16 protein-coding genes and 4 pseudogenes are annotated in these 18,922 nt (G+C 68.1%); 17 read left to right on the top strand and 3 right to left on the bottom strand.

Going from position 1 to position 18,922, the window contains the following annotated elements; translation table 11 throughout:
- Positions 1–98 precede the first annotated feature (98 nt).
- On the bottom strand, positions 99–2,348 hold the full coding sequence (locus OHB49_RS00100; protein ID WP_329156856.1) for a DUF262 domain-containing protein: 2,250 nt from the start codon (positions 2,346–2,348) through the stop codon (positions 99–101).
- A gap of 1,109 nt (positions 2,349–3,457) precedes the next feature.
- Between OHB49_RS00100 and OHB49_RS00095 the strand changes: the two genes are divergently transcribed.
- The 8 genes and pseudogenes from OHB49_RS00095 to OHB49_RS00060 all read left to right on the top strand — a co-directional run.
- Positions 3,458–3,886 carry a hypothetical protein gene (locus OHB49_RS00095; protein ID WP_329156855.1) on the top strand — a complete coding sequence of 143 codons (429 nt, stop codon included), beginning with the start codon at positions 3,458–3,460 and terminating at the stop codon, positions 3,884–3,886.
- Between the two features lie 84 nt (positions 3,887–3,970).
- On the top strand, positions 3,971–4,387 hold the full coding sequence (locus OHB49_RS00090) for an SsgA family sporulation/cell division regulator (protein WP_329156854.1): 417 nt from the start codon (positions 3,971–3,973) through the stop codon (positions 4,385–4,387).
- 176 nt (positions 4,388–4,563) lie between these two features.
- Positions 4,564–5,724 carry an aromatic acid exporter family protein gene (locus OHB49_RS00085; RefSeq protein ID WP_329156852.1) on the top strand — a complete coding sequence of 387 codons (1,161 nt, stop codon included), beginning with the start codon at positions 4,564–4,566 and terminating at the stop codon, positions 5,722–5,724.
- Positions 5,725–6,336: 612 nt separating this feature from the next.
- Positions 6,337–6,495, top strand: a pseudogene (locus tag OHB49_RS00080) (ISAzo13-like element transposase-related protein); the annotation flags it as partial.
- Between the two features lie 176 nt (positions 6,496–6,671).
- Positions 6,672–7,127 carry a hypothetical protein gene (locus OHB49_RS00075; protein WP_329156850.1) on the top strand — a complete coding sequence of 152 codons (456 nt, stop codon included), beginning with the start codon at positions 6,672–6,674 and terminating at the stop codon, positions 7,125–7,127.
- 281 nt (positions 7,128–7,408) lie between these two features.
- The gene (locus OHB49_RS00070) at positions 7,409–7,726 is read left to right on the top strand and encodes a pentapeptide repeat-containing protein (RefSeq protein ID WP_329156848.1); all 318 of its coding nucleotides are present in this window, start codon (positions 7,409–7,411) and stop codon (positions 7,724–7,726) included.
- 69 nt (positions 7,727–7,795) lie between these two features.
- Positions 7,796–8,176: an LLM class flavin-dependent oxidoreductase gene (locus OHB49_RS00065; protein WP_329156846.1), complete on the top strand. Its 381-nt coding sequence runs from the start codon at positions 7,796–7,798 to the stop codon at positions 8,174–8,176.
- Between the two features lie 322 nt (positions 8,177–8,498).
- Positions 8,499–8,864: pseudogene (locus tag OHB49_RS00060) on the top strand (IS701 family transposase); the annotation flags it as partial.
- Positions 8,865–8,903: 39 nt separating this feature from the next.
- Here the strand turns inward: OHB49_RS00060 and OHB49_RS00055 are convergent.
- Positions 8,904–10,106: an IS110 family transposase gene (locus tag OHB49_RS00055; protein WP_329156844.1), complete on the bottom strand. Its 1,203-nt coding sequence runs from the start codon at positions 10,104–10,106 to the stop codon at positions 8,904–8,906.
- Positions 10,107–10,607: 501 nt separating this feature from the next.
- Between OHB49_RS00055 and OHB49_RS00050 the strand changes: the two genes are divergently transcribed.
- The 6 genes from OHB49_RS00050 to OHB49_RS00025 all read left to right on the top strand — a co-directional run bounded on the left by OHB49_RS00050 (position 10,608) and on the right by OHB49_RS00025 (position 16,622).
- The gene (locus OHB49_RS00050; protein ID WP_329166278.1) at positions 10,608–11,168 is read left to right on the top strand and encodes an IS110 family transposase; all 561 of its coding nucleotides are present in this window, start codon (positions 10,608–10,610) and stop codon (positions 11,166–11,168) included.
- Positions 11,169–11,183: 15 nt separating this feature from the next.
- Positions 11,184–11,684: a transposase gene (locus OHB49_RS00045; RefSeq protein ID WP_329156842.1), complete on the top strand. Its 501-nt coding sequence runs from the start codon at positions 11,184–11,186 to the stop codon at positions 11,682–11,684.
- A gap of 413 nt (positions 11,685–12,097) precedes the next feature.
- On the top strand, positions 12,098–12,769 hold the full coding sequence (locus tag OHB49_RS00040; protein ID WP_443079459.1) for a hydrolase: 672 nt from the start codon (positions 12,098–12,100) through the stop codon (positions 12,767–12,769).
- Between the two features lie 698 nt (positions 12,770–13,467).
- Positions 13,468–14,118 (top strand): YoaK family protein, encoded by a 651-nt coding sequence (locus OHB49_RS00035; protein ID WP_329156840.1) that lies wholly within the window; start codon positions 13,468–13,470, stop codon positions 14,116–14,118.
- Positions 14,119–14,157: 39 nt separating this feature from the next.
- Positions 14,158–16,056 carry an amidohydrolase gene (locus OHB49_RS00030; RefSeq protein WP_329156838.1) on the top strand — a complete coding sequence of 633 codons (1,899 nt, stop codon included), beginning with the start codon at positions 14,158–14,160 and terminating at the stop codon, positions 16,054–16,056.
- Between the two features lie 53 nt (positions 16,057–16,109).
- A complete protein-coding gene (locus OHB49_RS00025; RefSeq protein WP_329156836.1) occupies positions 16,110–16,622 on the top strand; it encodes a DoxX family protein in 513 nt (170 codons plus the stop codon).
- A gap of 170 nt (positions 16,623–16,792) precedes the next feature.
- On the opposite strand, the pseudogene OHB49_RS00020 reads toward OHB49_RS00025, so the two are convergent.
- Positions 16,793–16,975 (bottom strand): annotated as a pseudogene (locus OHB49_RS00020) (telomere-protecting terminal protein Tpg); the annotation flags it as partial.
- A gap of 102 nt (positions 16,976–17,077) precedes the next feature.
- Here OHB49_RS00020 and OHB49_RS00015 point away from each other — a divergent pair.
- The 3 genes and pseudogenes from OHB49_RS00015 to OHB49_RS00005 form a co-directional block, all read left to right on the top strand.
- Positions 17,078–17,575, top strand: coding sequence for a hypothetical protein (locus OHB49_RS00015; protein ID WP_329156834.1), 498 nt, complete (start codon positions 17,078–17,080; stop codon positions 17,573–17,575).
- A 600-nt stretch (positions 17,576–18,175) separates the two neighbouring features.
- A complete protein-coding gene (locus tag OHB49_RS00010) occupies positions 18,176–18,421 on the top strand; it encodes a hypothetical protein (protein WP_329156832.1) in 246 nt (81 codons plus the stop codon).
- Positions 18,418–18,922, top strand: a pseudogene (locus OHB49_RS00005) (sigma-70 family RNA polymerase sigma factor); the annotation flags it as partial. The gene OHB49_RS00010 and the pseudogene OHB49_RS00005, both read left to right, overlap by 4 nt.

Below are 18,922 nucleotides of genomic sequence, written 5' to 3'. Positions count from 1 at the left end.
GCAGTTCGTGGACGGCGTCGTGCGCCATTCCGCCTCCCCTTACAGTGTTGTCCTACCGCCAGGGCCGGGGGCGGCCTCCGACAGAGCCGCCTGACCGGCTACAGGGCGCCAGCCGCCGCTGCACGGTCACGGACAGTGCGCAGGCTGACACGAACTCCGCTCTCGTCTTCGACGTGCCATTCGTTCATGCCCTGGCAGGTCTTGGTGCCGCGGGCGACGGCTCCGGCCTCGTCGACCCGGCCGTAGGGGGTGCCTCCGGTCGCGGTGAGGATGATGCCGCCGTTCGCGTCGATGGTGGCCCAGTGCTCGGTGGCGCGGTAGGTGAGCACGATCCGGGTGCCGGCTTTCAGGATCTGGGCGTCGATCATCTTGGCCACGTCCGTGCGTCGGCCCGAAGCCGGTTTGCGCCGCGAGGCGGCCTGGCGGGGGCGGGCGGGCGGCCGGCCGGAGCCGCCTGCTGGAGGTGCGGCTACGGCGCCGGGCAGGCCCAGGCGTTCGGGGTTCCAGATGTGTTCGAACAGACGCAGATACAGCTCCTGCCGGGTTGCGATGACCGTGGTCATGGTCTCTCTCGCCCCAAAGGCCCGCAGGTGTTTGTCGAGCTGGTGTGTCTTGATGAAGTCGCGCAGCTCGGGGTGGCGGCGGTCGTACTCGGGGGCCATGACGCCCAGCAGGACGTTGCCGCGGGCGTAGAGGCGGGTTTTGTCGTGGAAGGGCAGGTCGTTGATGCTGGAGTTCTCGCGGCCCCTCAGCAGGCCGAGGCCGCCGAGCTGGTTGCGGCGGCTGCGGAAGACGACCGGGTCGGGGATGTCTCCGGCCACCCGGTGGTGGTGGTTGGCCCACAGGTGTTCGATGTGGAACTGGTCGCGGTCGAGGTAGGCGAGGATGTCGGAGGGTCTCTTACAGGCCTCGTCGGTGTAGGCGGTGGCGCGGGCGAGAAGATAGCGGATCTGGTGGGCGTTGTTGCCGCGCAGTCCCAGGGTGACCGCTTCGCGCACCGGGTTCCCGTCGCGGCGGACGAGGTCCCCCAGCATGGAGGCGACGTCGGCGACGGTGCGGCATCCGCGCAGGAGGGGGACGAGCTCGGTGTGGACCAGGGCGTCGGCGTCGGCGGACTGGACGGGCAGGTCCTGCAGGATCCGCAGGGCGTACCAGCGGTCGATGTAGGAGGCGACGAGACGGGCTTTGTCCTTGGCGTCGGTGGGCTGGTCATCGGGGTCGATGGCCGCGAGGACGGCGACGGATTGGATGCCGAGTCCGTTGCGTTCGTTGAAGAGCACCGTCTCCAGGCGGTCGCCGTCCTTCTTCAGCGTGCGGGTGGCAGCAAGGATGGGTCGGTACAGGCGGGCCGACTTCAGCAGGTCCTGCACGAACTTGAGGAAGGGGTCGGGGCGTCCCGCGGTCAGACCAAGGTGCGTGGCGTTGTGGCGCACCCACACGTTGAGGTTGGTGGTGATCTGGCGGCGGTCCTCAGCGTGGCCCTCGCGTGCGCAGCGGGCGAGGAGGTAGGCCTTGATGAAGCGCGACGCTGCCTGGGGGTCGTCGCGGTCGGTGGACAGTTCCCGCAGCATCTCCTGCCACTGGGTGTTGAGCTGTTCCTCCCCCGCGCCGACGTTGGACAGCAAGTGGCTCTTGAGAAGGTCGACGGCGGTGAGGCGGGCGCCGCGGTCGTTCATCGTCTCGAACATGCGGTATCCGTGGTCGGGGCCGGCCGCGCGGATGCCGACCAGGACCACCCGTTTCAGGAGCCACTCGGTGAAGTGGTGGAGTTCCTCCGCGTCGAGTTCTTCCGCGAGCTGGGATTCGATCTGCTGGCTGCGTGCCCACAGGTTGCGGCGGGAGAGGGAGTCCCCTGCCCCAGTCTCGTATTTGCGACCCTCGCTGATGGCCCGCAGGACGGGGTCGTGGTCGGTGATGCCGACGCAGAAGTGCTTCCCGTCGGTCGTGATCACACGGTTGAGCTGGTCGACCGTTTGCGGATCTCCGGCTTCCTGGGCCCACAGCCTCAGCTGCAGGGAGAGCACGTGCAGGGTGACGAACCGCTGCTGGCCGTCGACGAGGTAGCGGCAGTTCCTCGACGGCTCGTGGTAGACGAAGGGGCCGAGGAAGTACTGCGGCGCAGTGTGCGGGCGGCGCCGGTACGCGGAGTCGCCCGACCAGTTCCGGAACGAGTCGCACAAGTCCCTCAACAGGGTGCGGACTTCTTCCTCGCCCCAGGTGTAGTCACGCTGGTAGTAGTCGATCTCATAGGTCACATCACGGAACAGCTCATTCAGGTTGAAGCCCTGAGACCTGATCTCGTCCGCCCCCACGCAACCACCCCTCACCTGCCGGGCATATCCCGTCATGCTCCCAACTCGGCGCCGTGCCGTACAGACGGCGCGGGAGTCGGATGGGCGGCGCGCACAACGCCGGGGCAAGCGAATGTGCCGACTGCGGGCCGGTCTCCGGCGGGTCTTGGCACTGCCACTCCCGACGGCAACCGCTGATCACCGCACGACCGTCGACCGCTGCGTAGGAGGCCCCTACGTGGCCAGCCACGTCATCGGGCTGCGGGCAGCTGCGGCGCCGGGCCTGCACCGGGGGGTGGGGGACGACGTCGAGTGCCCTGGCCGAGTTCAGCAGCTCCTGCGCAACGGCGGGCGGCGCGGCCAGAATGGAGGACGTGGTCCCAATGTTCGAGGTCATCCACGACGCTCGTCGCATCCGTACGTCCGCAACCCGCGGCTGAACACCTGAGCCGACTCCGCGACACCTCAACCCCGCACGCTCCACCTAGGGAGCACCTCGCGCCACCACCAACCCCATGACACCCCGCCCGGACCACCGCACTACCGTCATTCGCCCCGCGGCTACTTCCTCAGGGCTGCCTACACCCGTCGAACCATCGTCCACCGAGTGGAACGCCTGCGCGACGGGCACAGCTAATGCGCCGGGTTCGTGAGCCGGGATATCGACGTTGCGTCAGACCCTCCACTCCGGGACCGCGCAGCGGAACACCGGGGCCCCGAAGCGAAATAGCGGTCCGGTGGAAGAATTCCGCGCCCTGAAAGTCGTCAAGGGCAGTGCGGCCAGGGTCCACAACTTCGGGAGTTTTCTTCGCAGATGACCTGACTGTCCTGGCCGACAGATCGGCATCGATGCGTTTGTCGCCGACGAGCGGCGCCCGGAACGGCCGAACCAGATGACAGGGCGGACGACGCCGCTTGCCGGCTGTTCCGCGGCCGGCTTGTGAGCGCGGGCGATGCGGAAGCAAGAGCGCCGCGGGCGACGGCAGCCGGCTTCGCCACGACGTCCCCGGAGCCGGAAAACCAGATCTTGAAGGTGATGAAATATGTCACAGACGTAACGTTTAACGTTCAACTTGTTTGGGAGTAGCGTCGCTCCTGCCCCGCCACCCCGGGGCGCCGCCAGGGCCCCACCCACAGGGCTCCGGCACCGAGCAAGGAGAAAGATCATGAATCACACCTTCGGGCGTCGCGCCGCCACCGCGGCCGTCGCTTTCGCCGCCATAGCCGGCACCCTGCTGGCAGCAGGCGGCGCTGCCTCGGCAGCTCCGAATCCTGCGGCCGGCCATGCCGCGGTCGCCTCCCACACCCAGGGCGCATCGACGTACGGCGATCACCGTGGCGACCGGAACGACCACCGCGACAGCTGGGGCGGCCGAGACGGAGACGGCCACCGCTGGAGCGACCGGGACGACCGCCGCGGCGACTGGCGCTGGGACGGCCACCGCCGCTGGGAGCGGCAGGGCCGGTACTGGTACAGCAACGACCACGGTCACCGTTACCGCTTCGACAACCACCGCTTCTACCGGTGGGAGCGCGGCATATGGGTCGTCGTGATCGGCAACGCGCACGGCTTCGACTACGGCATCTTCCGCTGACTGCACGGACCATGGCGAGCGCCGGGTCCGGGCACCGCTCTACCGCCCGGGCCCGGCGTCCCCGGCCCCAACGCACTCCGAACCATGACCAGTTGCGTAGATCACATGCTCGACATGGAGCTCGCGTCCCCTCTGGGTGAGCGGATCCTCGTGCCGACCCACCTGCTCTACAGGTCACAGGACCCGCTCGCCGTTCAGCTCCTCTTCCAGGACGGCCTCCAGGGCCTGGTCCCGTGGGTCTTCGCGCGCGACCTTCTCGCCGCAGGGACCCGGACCCTCAGCGGGGACGGCGACGTGCAGGTCTGGCCCGACGGGTTCGGCCCCGAGGCGCTCCTGCACCTCCTGCTGTCCTCCCCCCACGGATCCGCCCACCTCACGGCCCCGCTCCCGGCGATCGAGCGGTGGCTGCACTGCACGTACCAGCTCGTGTCCGCCGCCAGGGAAACCGAGGCACTGGACCTCGAAACCCACCTCGCCCAGTTCCTGGATGGAGCAACCTGAACCATTTCGGGATCCCTGGAGGCTCCTTCTTCGGCACACACCCGAGCCCCTTGCCCTCCCGACGCCGACGGTGACAGGCCGACGCGACAGCAGTGAAGACGGTGCACCGGGCACCGCGGGCTTCCGTGGCCGACGTCACCAGGTCAAAACGGACAAACGATGCCATCATCAATATCGTGCAAGATTCAACCATTCACCCGGAACGCGCGCCCGTGACGATGCCAGGGCCGATACCCCGCCTCGTCGGCCGGCTCCGCACCAAGCAGGCGGACCATGTGGTGCATGGCGCCAAAACCCTCATCGCGGCACTGCTCACCTGGGGCATCGTGGCCCCTTGGTCCACCGGGGGCCGGCCCTACATGGCAGTCGCCACGGCTCTGCTCATGGTCAACGCGTCCACGGTCTACCAGTCCGTGACCAAAGCAGCACAAAATGTAGTGGCCAGGGTCGCCGGGCTGGTCCTCGCCCTCGCGGCAGCCCGACTGCTGGGACCGACCGCGGGTGCCGTCGCGGTCATCGCGGTCATCGCGGTCCTGGCAGGCCCCCGCCGCACCGCTGAGGACCGACTCCAGATCGCCTCCACCGCAGTCATCGCACTGGCCGCCACCACAGCCGATCCCATGGGCAGTCTCATATCCCCCGCACTCCAGACACTCACCGGCGCGGCCGTGGGCATCGCGGTGAACGCCCTCGTACTGCCACCGCTCTACCTGAACGAGTCCGATTCCGCCGTACGCGACCTCGCCCGCTCCATGGGCACACTGCTGCACGACATGGGCACCGGCCTCTCCCGGCGACAGCTCACCTCGAAGGCCCACACCTGGCTGCACCAGGCGCGCAGCCTGGACGACCGCCTCACCCGTGCAGAGGAACAGGTGCGGCAGGCCAACGAGAGCCTGCGGTGGAACACACGCTGTGTCGCGCACACGCGGCGCAAGGAGACGGCCTTCAACGACGACGACACGTTCAGGGCCCTGCGCGGCGTGTCGCTCCAGGTGCGCGGAATCGCACGGACCCTCGCCGACAACGCGCACGACAACCACGCCGATCACCACCTGGGGCACCAGTTCCTCGACCAGTACGCCGAGACCCTCCAGCTGGCAGGAGCAGCCGTCCGGACATTCGCCGAACCCACCCCGGCAACCAGCTCACCGGACACATCCCCTCGCGAACGCCTGCGCGGAGCGATCGACGGCACACTGGTCTGGCACGACACCATGACCGACATGATCGCCCGGGGCACCCTCACCAAACCGGGCGCCTGGCACGTCTACGGCTCACTCATGACCGACGCGGAAAGACTGCTGGCCGACCTCGACCGCACAGACACGCGCTGACACGCGCCGACTGTGGTTTCACCGGTCCGCGCGGCCTTCGGCCACGCCGGACTTCCAGATCAGGGCCGCAGAAGCACCTGGCGTCGGAGTAGGTCAGCCACCCCGTATCCCGCCCCACCGGCGCCCTCACGCCGACCCCTTGACCCGCGCAGGGGCCCCAGGAGTCATGGACCGGGGCGACCGGCACGCCCTGACGGCCAAGGGCTCCCGGGTCGCACTGTGACGTGCCCGGCCGGGCGGGTGGGTCCGTGAACGACGCCCGGCCGCAGCCGGTCATGCAGACCTGCACCCTCCACCGCAGCCGCAGGGAAACAAGGCATCGCCTCCGGTCGCGGCCGTCGTCGATCCAGCATGGCGACCCGGAGGAATGTGCGGTCAACCGGCCCCGCGCTTGGCGGCGTTGTGCTGCCGCCCTCGCAACGAGCGGCAGCATCGGCCGGCGCCGGCGAGGCCGGGGAGCGGCTGCTGGGGCGCGGCGACGCACAAACCGCTGCTCATGCCGCCGCGGTGAGCGGGGCGGGGGCCGCAAGCCCGCCGAGGAACCGATCCGCCGGAGCCGCGCGTCCCGACGGTCAGCCGGTGAAGGGGTTAAAGGCTTCAGCCTCAGGCCCGGCTAGGACCCTGGAAGGCCAGCAGCACCCGGACCGCAACGCCGAGCTCCGCTCCATCGACGAGCAGGTCACACAGCGCCGAGCCGACCGCGAGCCGGTCGTCAGCGCCGACGCACAGAAGAAGGAGCCGCTCCGCCAACTGCCCGGCCCCGAGCGGCAGGCAACCGATGGAGCTACCGGAAACATTCCGACGCAACGACTCTCCGGGACATGGCGCACCTCACCCTCCAAGTAGTTCACCGTTCAACCACTTCGGAGTACTGTCGTCAGTGCCTCATCAAAGGCAAGCCCTCGCGGCCTGTTCTGCAGGTCACGCGGCAAGCAAGGAGAAAGATCATGGCTTTCAGGATTGCGCGACGCGCCGCTCTCGCGGCCGCCTCTGTGACCATCGCAGCAACTGGACTCCTCACAACGGGGGGCCCCGCCTCAGCAGCGGCCCACCCCACCGACGGCCGGACAGCCATCGTTTCCCACCACGTGCAGCTCCTCGACACCCATGACGACAGCCGCAGCCGGGACGCAGGACGGGCCAACAACGACGAAGACGCCCGCCGGCGCTGGGTCAACGACCAAATCGAATGGACCCTGCACCACAACCCGGCCACCCACAGGACGAACGAAGACGCCCGCCGGCGCTGGGTCAACGACCAAATCGAATGGACCCTGCACCACAACCCGGCCACCCACAGGACGAACGAAGACGCCCGCCGGCGCTGGGTCAACGACCAAATCGAATGGACCCTGCACCACAACCCGGCCACCCAGCAGACGAACGACGGCAACGACCGTTGACACCGGGGCACTGACCAGACCGAGTCAATCCGGTGCCACGATGGACCTCACCACCGGGTCCGGGACGAGTACAAGGGGCGTTCATACCGCCGAGCCCCCCCTTCATCCCTGCAATTCCCTTTGCTTCACGCACCCGCAGAGACTCCCTCGGCCGTTCACGCCGGCCAAGGGGCTGCCACGGCGCCTTCCGACCCACCGGCACCCGCATGCCGCGGCACGTGTCGCTGGCCCCGAGCTCGCCAAACGGGGCCCACAACACGGACTGACCCCGCCAGGCCCACGTGCCCGCTCCTGCACATCCTTCCCGGGCCGGCTGGCGCCGACGCCCGCAATTGCCGACGCCAGCCATCTGCCATGGCAGACACGATGTCCGCCATGGACAAAGTGGTGACGGCCAAGGAAGACCTCGCGTCCCGCCGTCGATATGCGGCGCTCCAACGGGAATCCCTCGACGGTGGCCATCTCGCATCAGTGCGCCTGCAACAGTTGTGGTTCACGCGGTGCACATTTCGCAGGGCACCCCGAGCGGCGCCTCCCTGCGAGGGGTCTACCTGGCGGGCTGCGATCTGACCGGAGCCGACCTCCGGGGGCGGAGCTGAGCGGCGCGCGGGGCCCGCCGCAAGGCGGTGGGTTCCGGACTGCTCGCAGAACTGCAGCGACCGTGAGCTGTGACTGGCTACGGGCGCCCTCTGCAGTTCGGATTTTCCCCGACGGCCGAGGCCTGCAGGATTCCCGCGCTCCCGGAGATCACGAAGGTGACCGATACAGCGGGCCTGGGTCCCCTCGGCGTCCAAGACCGCCCGTATCACGCGAAGTTTCGTGACGCCTGGGCGCTGATGGCGACCGTGCTGGCCCGTACCGAGCGTGTGCGGATGTGCCCTGATGTGTCGAGTCTGCCCCTGCCTCCTCCAGCGGTGATGGCGAAGATGGCAGCGAGCCTGGATGTGATGTCCGGCGGCCGGTTCGAGCTGGCTGTCGGGGCCGGGCTTCCGCCACCCACCAGGAAGCCGCCGGGGTCTCGTACCCCTACTTCCAGGCGATCTAGATAGCCAACCACCATGACAGGGGCCAGTGCGTCCCCATGCCGAAGATGACGTACGAGGCGCAGGTCTACGGCGGCCGGCGTGTTCTTCCCCGGGGAGTACCCAGGAAATCATCGACAAGATCCTGGCGCAGTACGAACTCTTCCGGCATGACCGCATAAGGAGACCGCCTCCCTCAGCGGAGAGGAAGCGACGGCATGACCGCGCCCCTGAATGTCGTCGCGGTGTCCAGCAGCCTGATCGCGCCGTCGAAGACCACGGCCCGGGCGGAGCTGATCCTCCAGACGCTTCAGGCCGTGAACGGCGTAGTCCCGGTGGCCAGGCCCCGCCCGAAGCATGGCAGCGGCTGTCCGCGGGAAGCGGCGCGAAGGGCGAGCGCTTCTACGACTGGGCCGCAGCCCGCCTGCCGGCCGTGTGAGAGTTCGACGGCGACGAACCCACCCGGCAACGCTGGATGCTGGCCCGCCGCAGCATCGCCAAGCCCGACGAGATCGCCTACTACCTCGCCAGCGCACCCCTGCAAGCCACCGTCGCCGACCTCGTGCGCATCGCCGGCTGCCGCTGGAAGGTCGAGGAATGCTTCCAGAGCGCGAAGAACGAATGCGGCCTGGACCAGTACGAAGTCCGCCGTTACGTGGGTTGGTATCGGCACATCACACTTGCGATGCTCGCGCATGCCTTCCTCGCCATCCTGGCCAGCCAGGAACGGGAAAAGGTGCCTCTATGGCTTTCGTCAAGCCGTAGCCGGTGTGGGCGGTTGGTAGAAGGTGCTGTCGCGGAGCATGGCGAAGAGGACGTCGATGCGGCGTCGGGCGAGTGCGATGAGGGCGGCGATGTGGTGTTTTCCCTCGCGGCGTTTGCGGTCGTAGTAGGCGCGTGACTCGGGTTGTGAGAGTGAGGCGAACGCGGCGAGGTAGAAGGCTCGTTTGAGTTGTTTGTTGCCGCGCCTGGAGGGGTGTTCGCCACGGATGGAGGAGCCGGAGTTCCGGGTCACGGGTGCGAGGCCGGCGTAGGCGGCGAGGTGGCCTGCGGTGGCGAAGCCGCTGCCGTCTCCGACGTCGATGAGGATGCGGGCCGCGGTCCTGATCCCGATGCCGGGCATCGAGATCAGGACCTGGGAAAGAGGGTGGGCCTCCAGGAGTTGCTCGATCCGGGTGGCGAGGAGTTTGCGCTGGTCAAGAACGGACTGGAGCGAGCTGGCGAGGCTGGGGACGATCAGCGCGGCAGCATCGGTGCCCGGCACGGTCACGGTCTGTTCGTCGAGTGTGGTGAAGATGTCCTGGACCAGCCGCTCAGCCATCCGCGGCGCCTTGGGACGTATCAAGGTCACGAGGCGACGGTGTCCGGCTTTGCGGATCTGGGCGGGTGAGCCGAACTGGTCCAGCAGTCTGAGCACTGCCGGATGCTGGATGCGCGGGCCCAAGACCCGGTCCAGGGACGGGTGGATCTGGGTGAGCAGGCCGCGGAGCCGGTTAGCGATCCGGGTGGACTCACCCGCAAGGTCGTCGTCGAACCCGGCGATCATCGCGAGCTCGGCAACGGTCTCGTCAGCGGGATCGATCGTCCTCAGGGTGTGGGGCATCGCTCTGGCAGCGTCCGCGATGATGAACGCGTCGCGGGCATCGGTTTTGGCCTCACCGGGGTAAAGATCGGCGATCCGCCGCATCGTCAGTCCGGGCAGGTAGGCGACCTGGCATCCCGCATCCCGGGCGACCGCCAGCGGCAGGGCTCCGATGGAAGCCGGCTGGTCGACGACCATCAGTACCGTTCCGTGCTTGGCCCGGAGCTTGTCGAACAGTTCCCGCAGCTTCGGTTCGCTGTTGGGCAGCGGCTTGTCGAATACCTTCTTCCCCGCCCGGCTCACGGCGGTGGCGTGGTGATCGCCCTTGCCGACGTCCAGGCCCAGATAGACATCGATGCCAGTCTCGTCCGTCATGCCCTTCGCTCCCGTGCTCGCGTTCTCCCCGGCCTCACCTGCGGCATCAGCGTGCCGACATCCACGTTACGAAGAGACTGCCCAAGGGGCGCTCGTGCCTCTAATCAGCGGTCTGCCAATGCCTCCGGCACCCGGCGACACCACCTTTTCGATCATCTCGACTGGGGGCTCAAGTCATACCGGGGCCGGAGGCCGGGAGCCTCACTGCGAGGCCACGAAGAAGGTAACTGTGAGAGTAGAGCTGCGGCCCGGGTTGGGCTGCTGTCAGGATCGGCGTCGACGTTCCGGCATGACTCACAAGGTAACTGACGGCTCGTCAGGGCTTGTCGTGCCCCCGAGATGTCTGCCGGACGTCGACGTCGGCCTGGCCCACCCCGTTGGCTTGATCAGCAGCTTGTCCGCCATTTCGACGTGACTCATCACAGTTCTGCCACGCGGTGACTCCACCCAGGCCGACCCCGACACGGTCGTCCCACTCATAAGGAGAACAACCGCGTGACCATGCTCGCAGAACAGGTCGACGGCGTCATCGGCGTCGACACCCACCGCGACACCCTCGCTGCCGCAGCCGTCAGCCCCATTGGCGCGGTCGTGTCCAGCACTGACGCCCCCGCCAACGCCCGCGGCTACCGGCGCTTGCTGGACTTCGCCCGCCAGCACGTTCCCGGCCGCCGCTGCTGGGCCCTGGAGGGCATCGGCAGCTACGGCGCTGGCCTGGCCGCCTTCCTCAACCAGGCCGGCGAGCGAGTCGTGGAAGTCTGCCGGCCAAAGCGCCCAGCCGTCCGTGGCGGGCGCAAGACCGACATGATCGATGCGATCCGCGCGGCCAAGGAAGCTCTGGTCAGCGAGCATCTGATCCAGCCTCGGCTCCGCGGCGAGCGCGAAGCCCTGCGTGTCCTGCTCGCCACCCGTCACGGAGCTGTACTCGCTTCCACCGCCGCGATCAACCAGCTCAAATCGCTGATCGTGTCCGCACCGGACGATCTCCGCGTGGAGCTGCGGAAACTCAAGCGGCCGGTCCTGATCGCACGCTGTGCTCAGTTACGAGACCGCCCGGCATAGGACATCGAGCGTCGCATGACCGTGCGGGCCCTACGATCTACCGCCCAGCGCATCCAGGCCCTGCAGGCCGAAGCGAAAGAGCTCGAGGGCGAGATGCTCCTCCTGGTCCGCGAGGTGGCGCCCGAACTTCTGGACCTGCTCGGCGTCGGGTCGATTACCGCTACTCAGATCCTGGTCAGCTGGTCCCACCCGGGCAGGTTCCGATCAGAGGCCGCCTTCGCCTCCTTCGCTGGCGTCTCGCCGATACCCGCCTCGTCAGGGTTGATCAACCGGCATCGACTCAACCGCAGCGGCGACCGGCAGCTCAACCGGGCTCTGCACACCATCTCGCTGATCCGAATGCGACTCGACCCGACCACGAAGGCGTACGTCGCCCGCAGAGTCGCCGAGGGTAAGACCTCCCGCGATGCGCAACGCTGCCTCAAGCGAACAATCTGCCGTCAACTCTTCAAGATCCTCGAACACTCCGACCGAGAGACCGGCACGAACTCCGAGAACCTCGTCCATGCGGCTTGACGCGATATAGCAGCCTCGGGGCGCTGGGCGGGACACTCCCGACCTCTTGGACCTCACACCGGCCGAGATTCGACGTCTGCTGGCAGTTGGACCCCGCCACGGTGCTCCGGAGCGCGACCACGCGATGACGTGGTCCCACTGGCGTCGCCGCCACCAAGCACGCGCCCGCCGCTGCCACCACGAATTAAGCCACTTGATCGAAGCATGAGGCAGTCCGGGGGTCGTAGCTTCGTCACGCACCCGGAAGACTTCCGGAACACGAATTAAGCCACTTGATCGAAGCATGAGGCAGTCCGGGGGTCGTAGCTTCGTCACGCACCCGGCTGTAAGGGATCGGCCCGGCCCCAGGGTCCGGTGCGGTCCATCAAATCTTCGCAGCGACCCGATATTTCGGGCAGATCTCTGCTGCACCCATGAAAGGCAAAACCATGTTTAACCATGTCAAGGCTGCTCCGAGTCCGGATCTGCTGACTCCTGAGAACGCGGTGATGCTGTTCGTGGATCATCAGCCGCAGATGTTTTTCGGTGTGGGGAGTGGTGACCGTCAGTCGATCGTCAATGCCACTGTGGGTCTCGGTAAGACCGCCAGGGTTTTCAACGTGCCGACTGTTCTGACGACGGTTGCCGCGGAGTCGTTCTCCGGTCCGATCCTGCCGCAGCTCGCGGAGGTCTTCCCTGGGCAGGAGATCATTGACCGGACCACGATGAATGCCTGGGAAGACCAGGCTGTGGTCGATGCGATCAAGGCGACCGGCCGGAAGAAGATCATCCTCTCCGGTCTGTGGACCGAGGTCTGCCTGGTCCTGCCGGCGCTGTCCGCGCTTGGCCAGGGCTACGAGGTCTACGTCGTGACGGACGCTTCGGGCGGTGTCAGCCCTCAGGCTCACGAGCACGCCATTTTGCGTATGGTCCAGGCCGGCGCTGTGCCGGTCACCTGGATCCAGGTGCTGCTCGAGCTGCAGCGTGACTGGGCCCGCGGGGAGACGTACGTCCCCGTGACGGAACTCGTCAAGGAGCACGGCGGCGCTTACGGCCTCGGTGTTGTCTACGCCCAGTCCATCATCGGTGCCCACGCGGCGGGCTGACCCTGCTGCCGGACATCGGGCCCCGCAGACTACCGGGGACGGTTGAGGAGGGACGCCTCACTGTCCCCGGTACACGAGGCAACCGGCGCAGCACCAGTCGGCCGTCGGTGCCCACGCGGCGGGCTGACCCTGCCGCCGGACATCGGGCCCCGCAGACTACCGGGGACGGTTGAGGAGGGACGCCTCACTGTCCCCGGTACACGAGGCAACCGGCGCAGCACCAGTCGGCCGTCGGTGCCCACGCGGCGGGCTGACCTTGTCGTCGGACTGTTGGCCCCCCTGATCACCGGGGGCGGTGAGGAGAGGGACCCTCACTGTCCCCGGTGCACGAGGCAACCGGCGCAGCACCAATCGGCTGTCGGACCCACATGCGGGCTGACCTTGTCGTCGGTCTGTTGGCCCCCCGGATCACCGGGGTGGGTGAGGAGAGGGACCCCTGCCCGCCCCGGTACATGAGGCAACCGGCGCAGCACCGATCGGCTATCGGTGCCCACATGCGGGCTGACCTTGTCGTCGGGCTGTTGGCCCCCCAGATCACCGGGGCGGGTGAGGAGAGGGACCTCCGCCCGCCCCGGTAACCAATCCGTGGCACTCAGGCGAAAGCACCAATTTCGCCTGATCCGTAATGCACTACGTCAGGAGGCGTTGTGATCGGCAGTTACCCCGGGAGCCGCAGGGCGGCAGGTCCGCCGGTACGCATGGACATGCTCCCGGTGGCGCTCACGATGCTGACCTTCGTCACCGGTCTCATGGACGCGATCAGCTATCTGGGCATGGGACATGTCTTTACCGCGAACATGACCGGCAACGTGGCCATCCTCGGCTTCGCCGCGGCCGGCACGCCCGGGTTCTCCGTGCTCGCTTCCCTGGTGGCCCTGGCCGCGTTCCTGGCCGGAGCGGTCGGCGCGGGACGCCTCGCGCTCTTCTTCCGCAACCGTCGACGCGGCCGGTGGGTGCGTACCGCTTTCGGTACGGAGGCGGTGCTGCTCGCCGCGGCCACCTCCGTCGCTTTCGCCGCTCCCGGCACCGCCATATACGTGCTGATCACGCTCACGGGGCTGGCGATGGGGCTGCGCAACGGCACGGTGCGCAGTCTCGCGGTGCGGGACATGACCACCACGGTGCTGACCCTGACGCTGACAGGTCTGGCCGCCGACTCCTCCCTTGCCGGCGGCTCGAACCCGGGTTTCGGGCGCCGCCTTGTCTCGGTCCTCACGCTGCTGGCCGGCGCCCTGCTCGGGGCCTGGCTGGTGCTGCACCACGGGCTGGGCTGGCCGCTGCTCGCCGCCACTGCCGGGGCGACGGGAGCCGCGATCTTCGCGCGGCCGTCGGCCGTAGCCGGCGCCTGACAGCACGCCATACCCCAACAATCTTTGGAGTTTGACCACATGCCTACGATGCCTGTCGGCGGGATTGTTCCCGCCGCCGAACACGCCCCGAACCATGTCGTCGCCGACGTGGTGGTGCGCAACGCCAAGCTCTACACCGGTGATCCGCGCCGCCCGCAGGCCAGCGCGGTGGCCATCAAGGACGGGCGGGTCGTGGTGGTCGGCGACGACACCGATGTCGTGCCCACGGTCGGCGCGCAGACCCGAGTGGTGGACGCGCTGGGCCGCCGGGTGATTCCGGGTCTGAACGACTCCCACCTGCACGTCATCCGTGGCGGACTGAACTACGTGCTCGAGCTGCGCTGGGACGGGGTCCCGACGCTGCGACAGGGCCTGGCGATGCTGCGTGAGCAGGCCGCCCGTACCCCCAAGGGCCAGTGGGTGCGTGTGGTCGGCGGTTTCTCGGCGGATCAGTTCGCCGAGAAGCGGCTGCCCACCGTTTCGGAGCTCAATGCCGCCGCTCCGGACACTCCGGTGTTCGTGCTGAACCTTTACCAGTCGGCCATCATGAACCGGGCCGCGGTGCAGGCGGCCGGCTTCACCAAGGACACTCCCGACCCGCGCGGCGGGCAGATCGTGCGCGGGAACGACGGTGAGCCCACCGGCATGCTGCTGGCTGCCCCCGGCGCCTTGATTCTCTACTCGACGCTGGCCAAGGCTCCCACCCTGCAGGGCGAGGACCTGAAGACGTCCACGCGCCACTACCTGCGCGAGCTCAACCGGTTCGGTCTGACCTCGGCGATCGATGCGGCGGGCGGGTTCCAGAACTTCCCCGACAACTACGGCACCGTCATCGACCTGGCCAAGGAAGGCCAGTTGTCGCTGCGGATCGCGTACCACCTCTTCCCGCAGACGGGCGGCCAGGAGATCGCCGACCTCAAGCGCTGGATCGAGACGGTCCGCCCCGGCGACGGCGACGAATGGCTGCGCCTGAACGGCGCGGGCGAGAATCTCACCTGGGCCGCTGCGGACTTCGAGAACTTCGCCGAGCCTCGCCCGCAACTGGGCGAGTACGAGGACGAGTTCGAGCAGGCCGTGCGCCTGCTCATGGAGAACGGCTGGGGCTTTAGGCTGCACGCCACCTACGACGAGACGATCCGCCGCGATCTGGCGGTCTTCGAGAAGCTCGCCTCCGATGGCCTGTTCCCGGCCGGCAACCGGTGGCTGTTCGACCATGCCGAGACCGTCTCCCGCGACAGCCTGGACCGAATCGCCGCCCTCGGTGGCGCCCTGTCCGTGCAGAACCGGATGTCCTTCCAGGGTGAGGCGTTCGTCCGCCGCTACGGTGCGGGCGCGGCGGCCGAGGCCCCGCCGATCCGTGCGATGCTCGACCGTGGCCTGACCGTCGGGGCAGGCACCGACGCCACCCGCGTGTCCTCCTACAACCCGTGGGTGGCCCTGCACTGGCTTGTTTCCGGTCGCACCGTGGGCGATCTGGCGATCTACCCGCCCGAGAACCGGGTCAGCCGCGAAACCGCACTGGCCATGTATACCCAGGCCGGTGCCAGTCTGACCGGCGAGGAAGACGTCAAGGGCATCCTCGCCCCCGGCTACTACGGGGACCTGGCGATCCTGTCGGACGACTTCCTCTCCGTTCCCGAGCAGGACATCCCGCACATCGAGTCGCTGCTGACCGTCGTCGGTGGCCGGATCGTCTACGCCGCCGGCGCATACGAGGGCCTGGATGAGCCCATCGGGTCGGTCAGCCCGCTGTGGAGCCCGGTCGCGCACTTCGGCGGCTACCAGGCCACCGTCAAGCCCAGCATCTCCGGCGCCCGCCAGGCCGACCTGCTCGGCCAGGCCGTCGCCGAATCCGAGCAGCACCGTCAGTGGCGCGCCGCACGCGGATACGTGCCCGAGACGGCGCCGGAGATATTCGACGCCTGCTTCGTGCTCTGACGGCATCAGATCAACCACTCGGCACACCACCAGGAAAAGTCAGGAACCGCGTAATGGATGCAGGACTGCTCGTTCTCCGACTCGTGATCGGGCTGCTCATCGCAGGTCACGGCCTCCAGAAGGTGAGCTTCCGTCTCGGAGGCCACGGCATCGAGGGTGGCGCTGCCGAATTCCGCGCGGATGGGTTCCGCGGCGGCCGCCTCACGGCGGCCGCCGCGGGACTCGGGCAGATCGGATCGGGTCTGTTCCTGGCCGCTGGAGGGCTCACGCCGATGGCGGCCGCCACCGCCATCGGCGTGATGACCGTGGCTATCACCGTCAAGCGGCGCAATGGTCTGTGGGTGCAGAACGACGGCTACGAGTACCCCCTCGTCCTGGTGGTCATCCCCGCCGTGCTGTCCCTCACCGGACCTGGCCGCTGGTCGGTCGACCACGCCCTCGGGATTGCTGACTGGCACCCCTGGTGGACCGCCGCTGCCGTCGTCCTGGGAGTGAGTGGCGGCCTGCTCACCCGGGCGCTCCTTGGATCACCGTCCACCAAGTGGCCGGTTTCCGCTAGCCGCTGACACGGCGAGGCCAGTGTCACAAAGCGGAGCAACTTTGCCCGTCAGCGGGACGGCGCGACGATCCAACATCGTCCGTCGTCCCGGGCATCGTTCGAAGCGCGCAACATGAAAGGCCAAGCGGGGTACCAGGCGACTCCTCTCGAACCCGCACAGCAGTGGAGCTCGTGGCCTTACAGGTCGAACTCGATGTGTTCCAGGTCGGTGTACTCAACCAGGAGCCCGGCGGCACGGCGGCCGCCGTCCTTGAAGTACGTCTCTTGGAGTCCTTCGGCGGCGATCTCCTGCAGCTGCTGGTCGGGCGCGTGATCGCGGGCTTCGAAGAGGCGGGCGGCGTAGGTGGGCGGCACGGCAACGCCTCCGCAGTCCACCGCCAGCTCATGGAGCGCGCAGAGGCCGAAGCCGGGAGCATGCGCGCGCAAGCGTCCGGCACTGCCCAGCCTGTCCCACCGAACCTCGTGGCTGTTCCAGGTGGGGCAGCCCTGTCGCAGGTGCCGCTGCTGGATCCGGTCCCGTCTCTGTCGACGTTCCTGCGCACGCTGCGCCGGGACCTGACCGCAGGAGAGCGCGCCGGGCACACCACCGGACCAGAGGCAGCACGCGCCCACGACGTGTTCGGCAAGCGGCCGGCGTCATGGCGTAACTACGCCTGGGAGAGCGACCACGTCCAGGCCCCGCTGCTGGTCGACGCCGACGGCGACCTGGTGCGCCCATGGATCACCTGGTTCATCGACACCGCCACCAAGGTCATCACCGGTACCGCTGCCACCCCGGGCCATCCCTCCCGCGCATCGGTACTGGCCGCCCTGCGCGCCGCCGTGGTACGTGACGATCCCTACGGCCCGGCCGGGGGAGTGCCGGAGCAGGTGAGGGCGACCAACGCTGATCCGCCCGATACTGCGGATCCGATCCTTACCGCACGCCTGCGGGCCACCCGTAAGACAACCACCAGCTGAGGGCGTGGTCGGGGCGCAACGCTCCGGCCACGCCCCATGAGTTGTGGCAGCGGTCGGGGCCCTGGGCCTTCGCGTGGGGTGGAGGAGCTGGCCTCGGCGCCGTTCGTGGTCAGGGGCACCCGCCGGGGGAGCGGGCCGCCTACGCGCTGGACCGGCAGGTCGGTGCCGGGCGGGGCTGAGTGTCAGTGCCCTCAGCTACGGTCGTGTCGTCCTCGCGTGGGGACTGGTCCGCTCTCGCCTGGCCTCCAACACCGGCCAGGCGAGAGCGGTCACGCTCGCTCCCCATCATTCTCGGCACGGGAGCGAGCCCTTCCGGATGGGAAGGCCGACACCGAAGGTGTCATGCGTCCATTGACGGGGGTCTGCCGGGGGATTGCAAGGAAAACCCGGAACTTCTACCCGTAGGCGCTGCGGTTGCGCTTTCTCCGAACCGGATCGGTCATCTCCGTGCGCCCAGGGTGCGATCTGCGACTGTCATTGTTCCGTGATTCCGTGATCACGTGGCGTAACAACTCTCGTTCGGTTCAAGCTGGTTGCCCTTCCCCGGGGAGCGGATTCGGCACCCGCGACCCGGGGAGCTCCACGGCTTCCGGATGGGCCATGGAGCACCAGGCCGACACCAAGGAGTTGCGCATGGGACTCAAGCAGATAGTGATCATCACGGCGACGGTTCTCGCCTGGAGCCTCGTGATGACGGCGATGGGCCAGGCCGCCGCGATCGCCGCCCTGGCCCCCGTGCTCGGGCTCGTCGTGCAGCAGATCATTCGCGCCACCCGTGCCCAGGCCGGGCCGCCCTCGAAGAACGGCGTGGACGCGGTGCCCGACAAGGAGGGCAGCGCCCCGTGACGACCCCCATCGAGCCGCCGGCACCTCCCGCCAAGCCGGCGCCCCTGCGGCCCGGGCGCAAACTCGGACCGATCGCCGACGGCGTGGGCAACATCCACCGCGCCTGGCTGGAGCAGCTGCGCTACAGCTACCTGACGAGCGGACTGACCCTCAGCGACCTCAGCACCAGGGTCCCGCTCGCCAAGTCGAAGCTCTCCGAGCTGCTACGAGGAACCGGGCTCTACCCGCGATGGGAGATCATCCTCAGCCTGGCCCTCCAGCTACAGATGCCCGGATGGCCCCTGTACCGGCTGTGGCGGCAGGCAGCGTTCGAGGCCCAGAAGTCGAGCGACTGGATTGAACGGTGCAGCGACAAGGCCTCGGTGACAACGTCTCAGGTGCCACCCCTGGACCACCGTGCGTTCCGCGAGATCGTGGACAACGACTACCTCTTCTACGCGCAGGTCTTCCTCGACGACGACCAGCGCGACACCGCCGTCTCCAACACCTTCGACATTCTCT

It is taken from the genome of Streptomyces sp. NBC_01717 (assembly GCF_036248255.1).
Lineage (GTDB): Bacteria > Actinomycetota > Actinomycetes > Streptomycetales > Streptomycetaceae > Streptomyces.
Note: the sequence above shows the minus strand (reverse complement) of the source record. Positions and strands in the feature narration are given on the sequence as shown.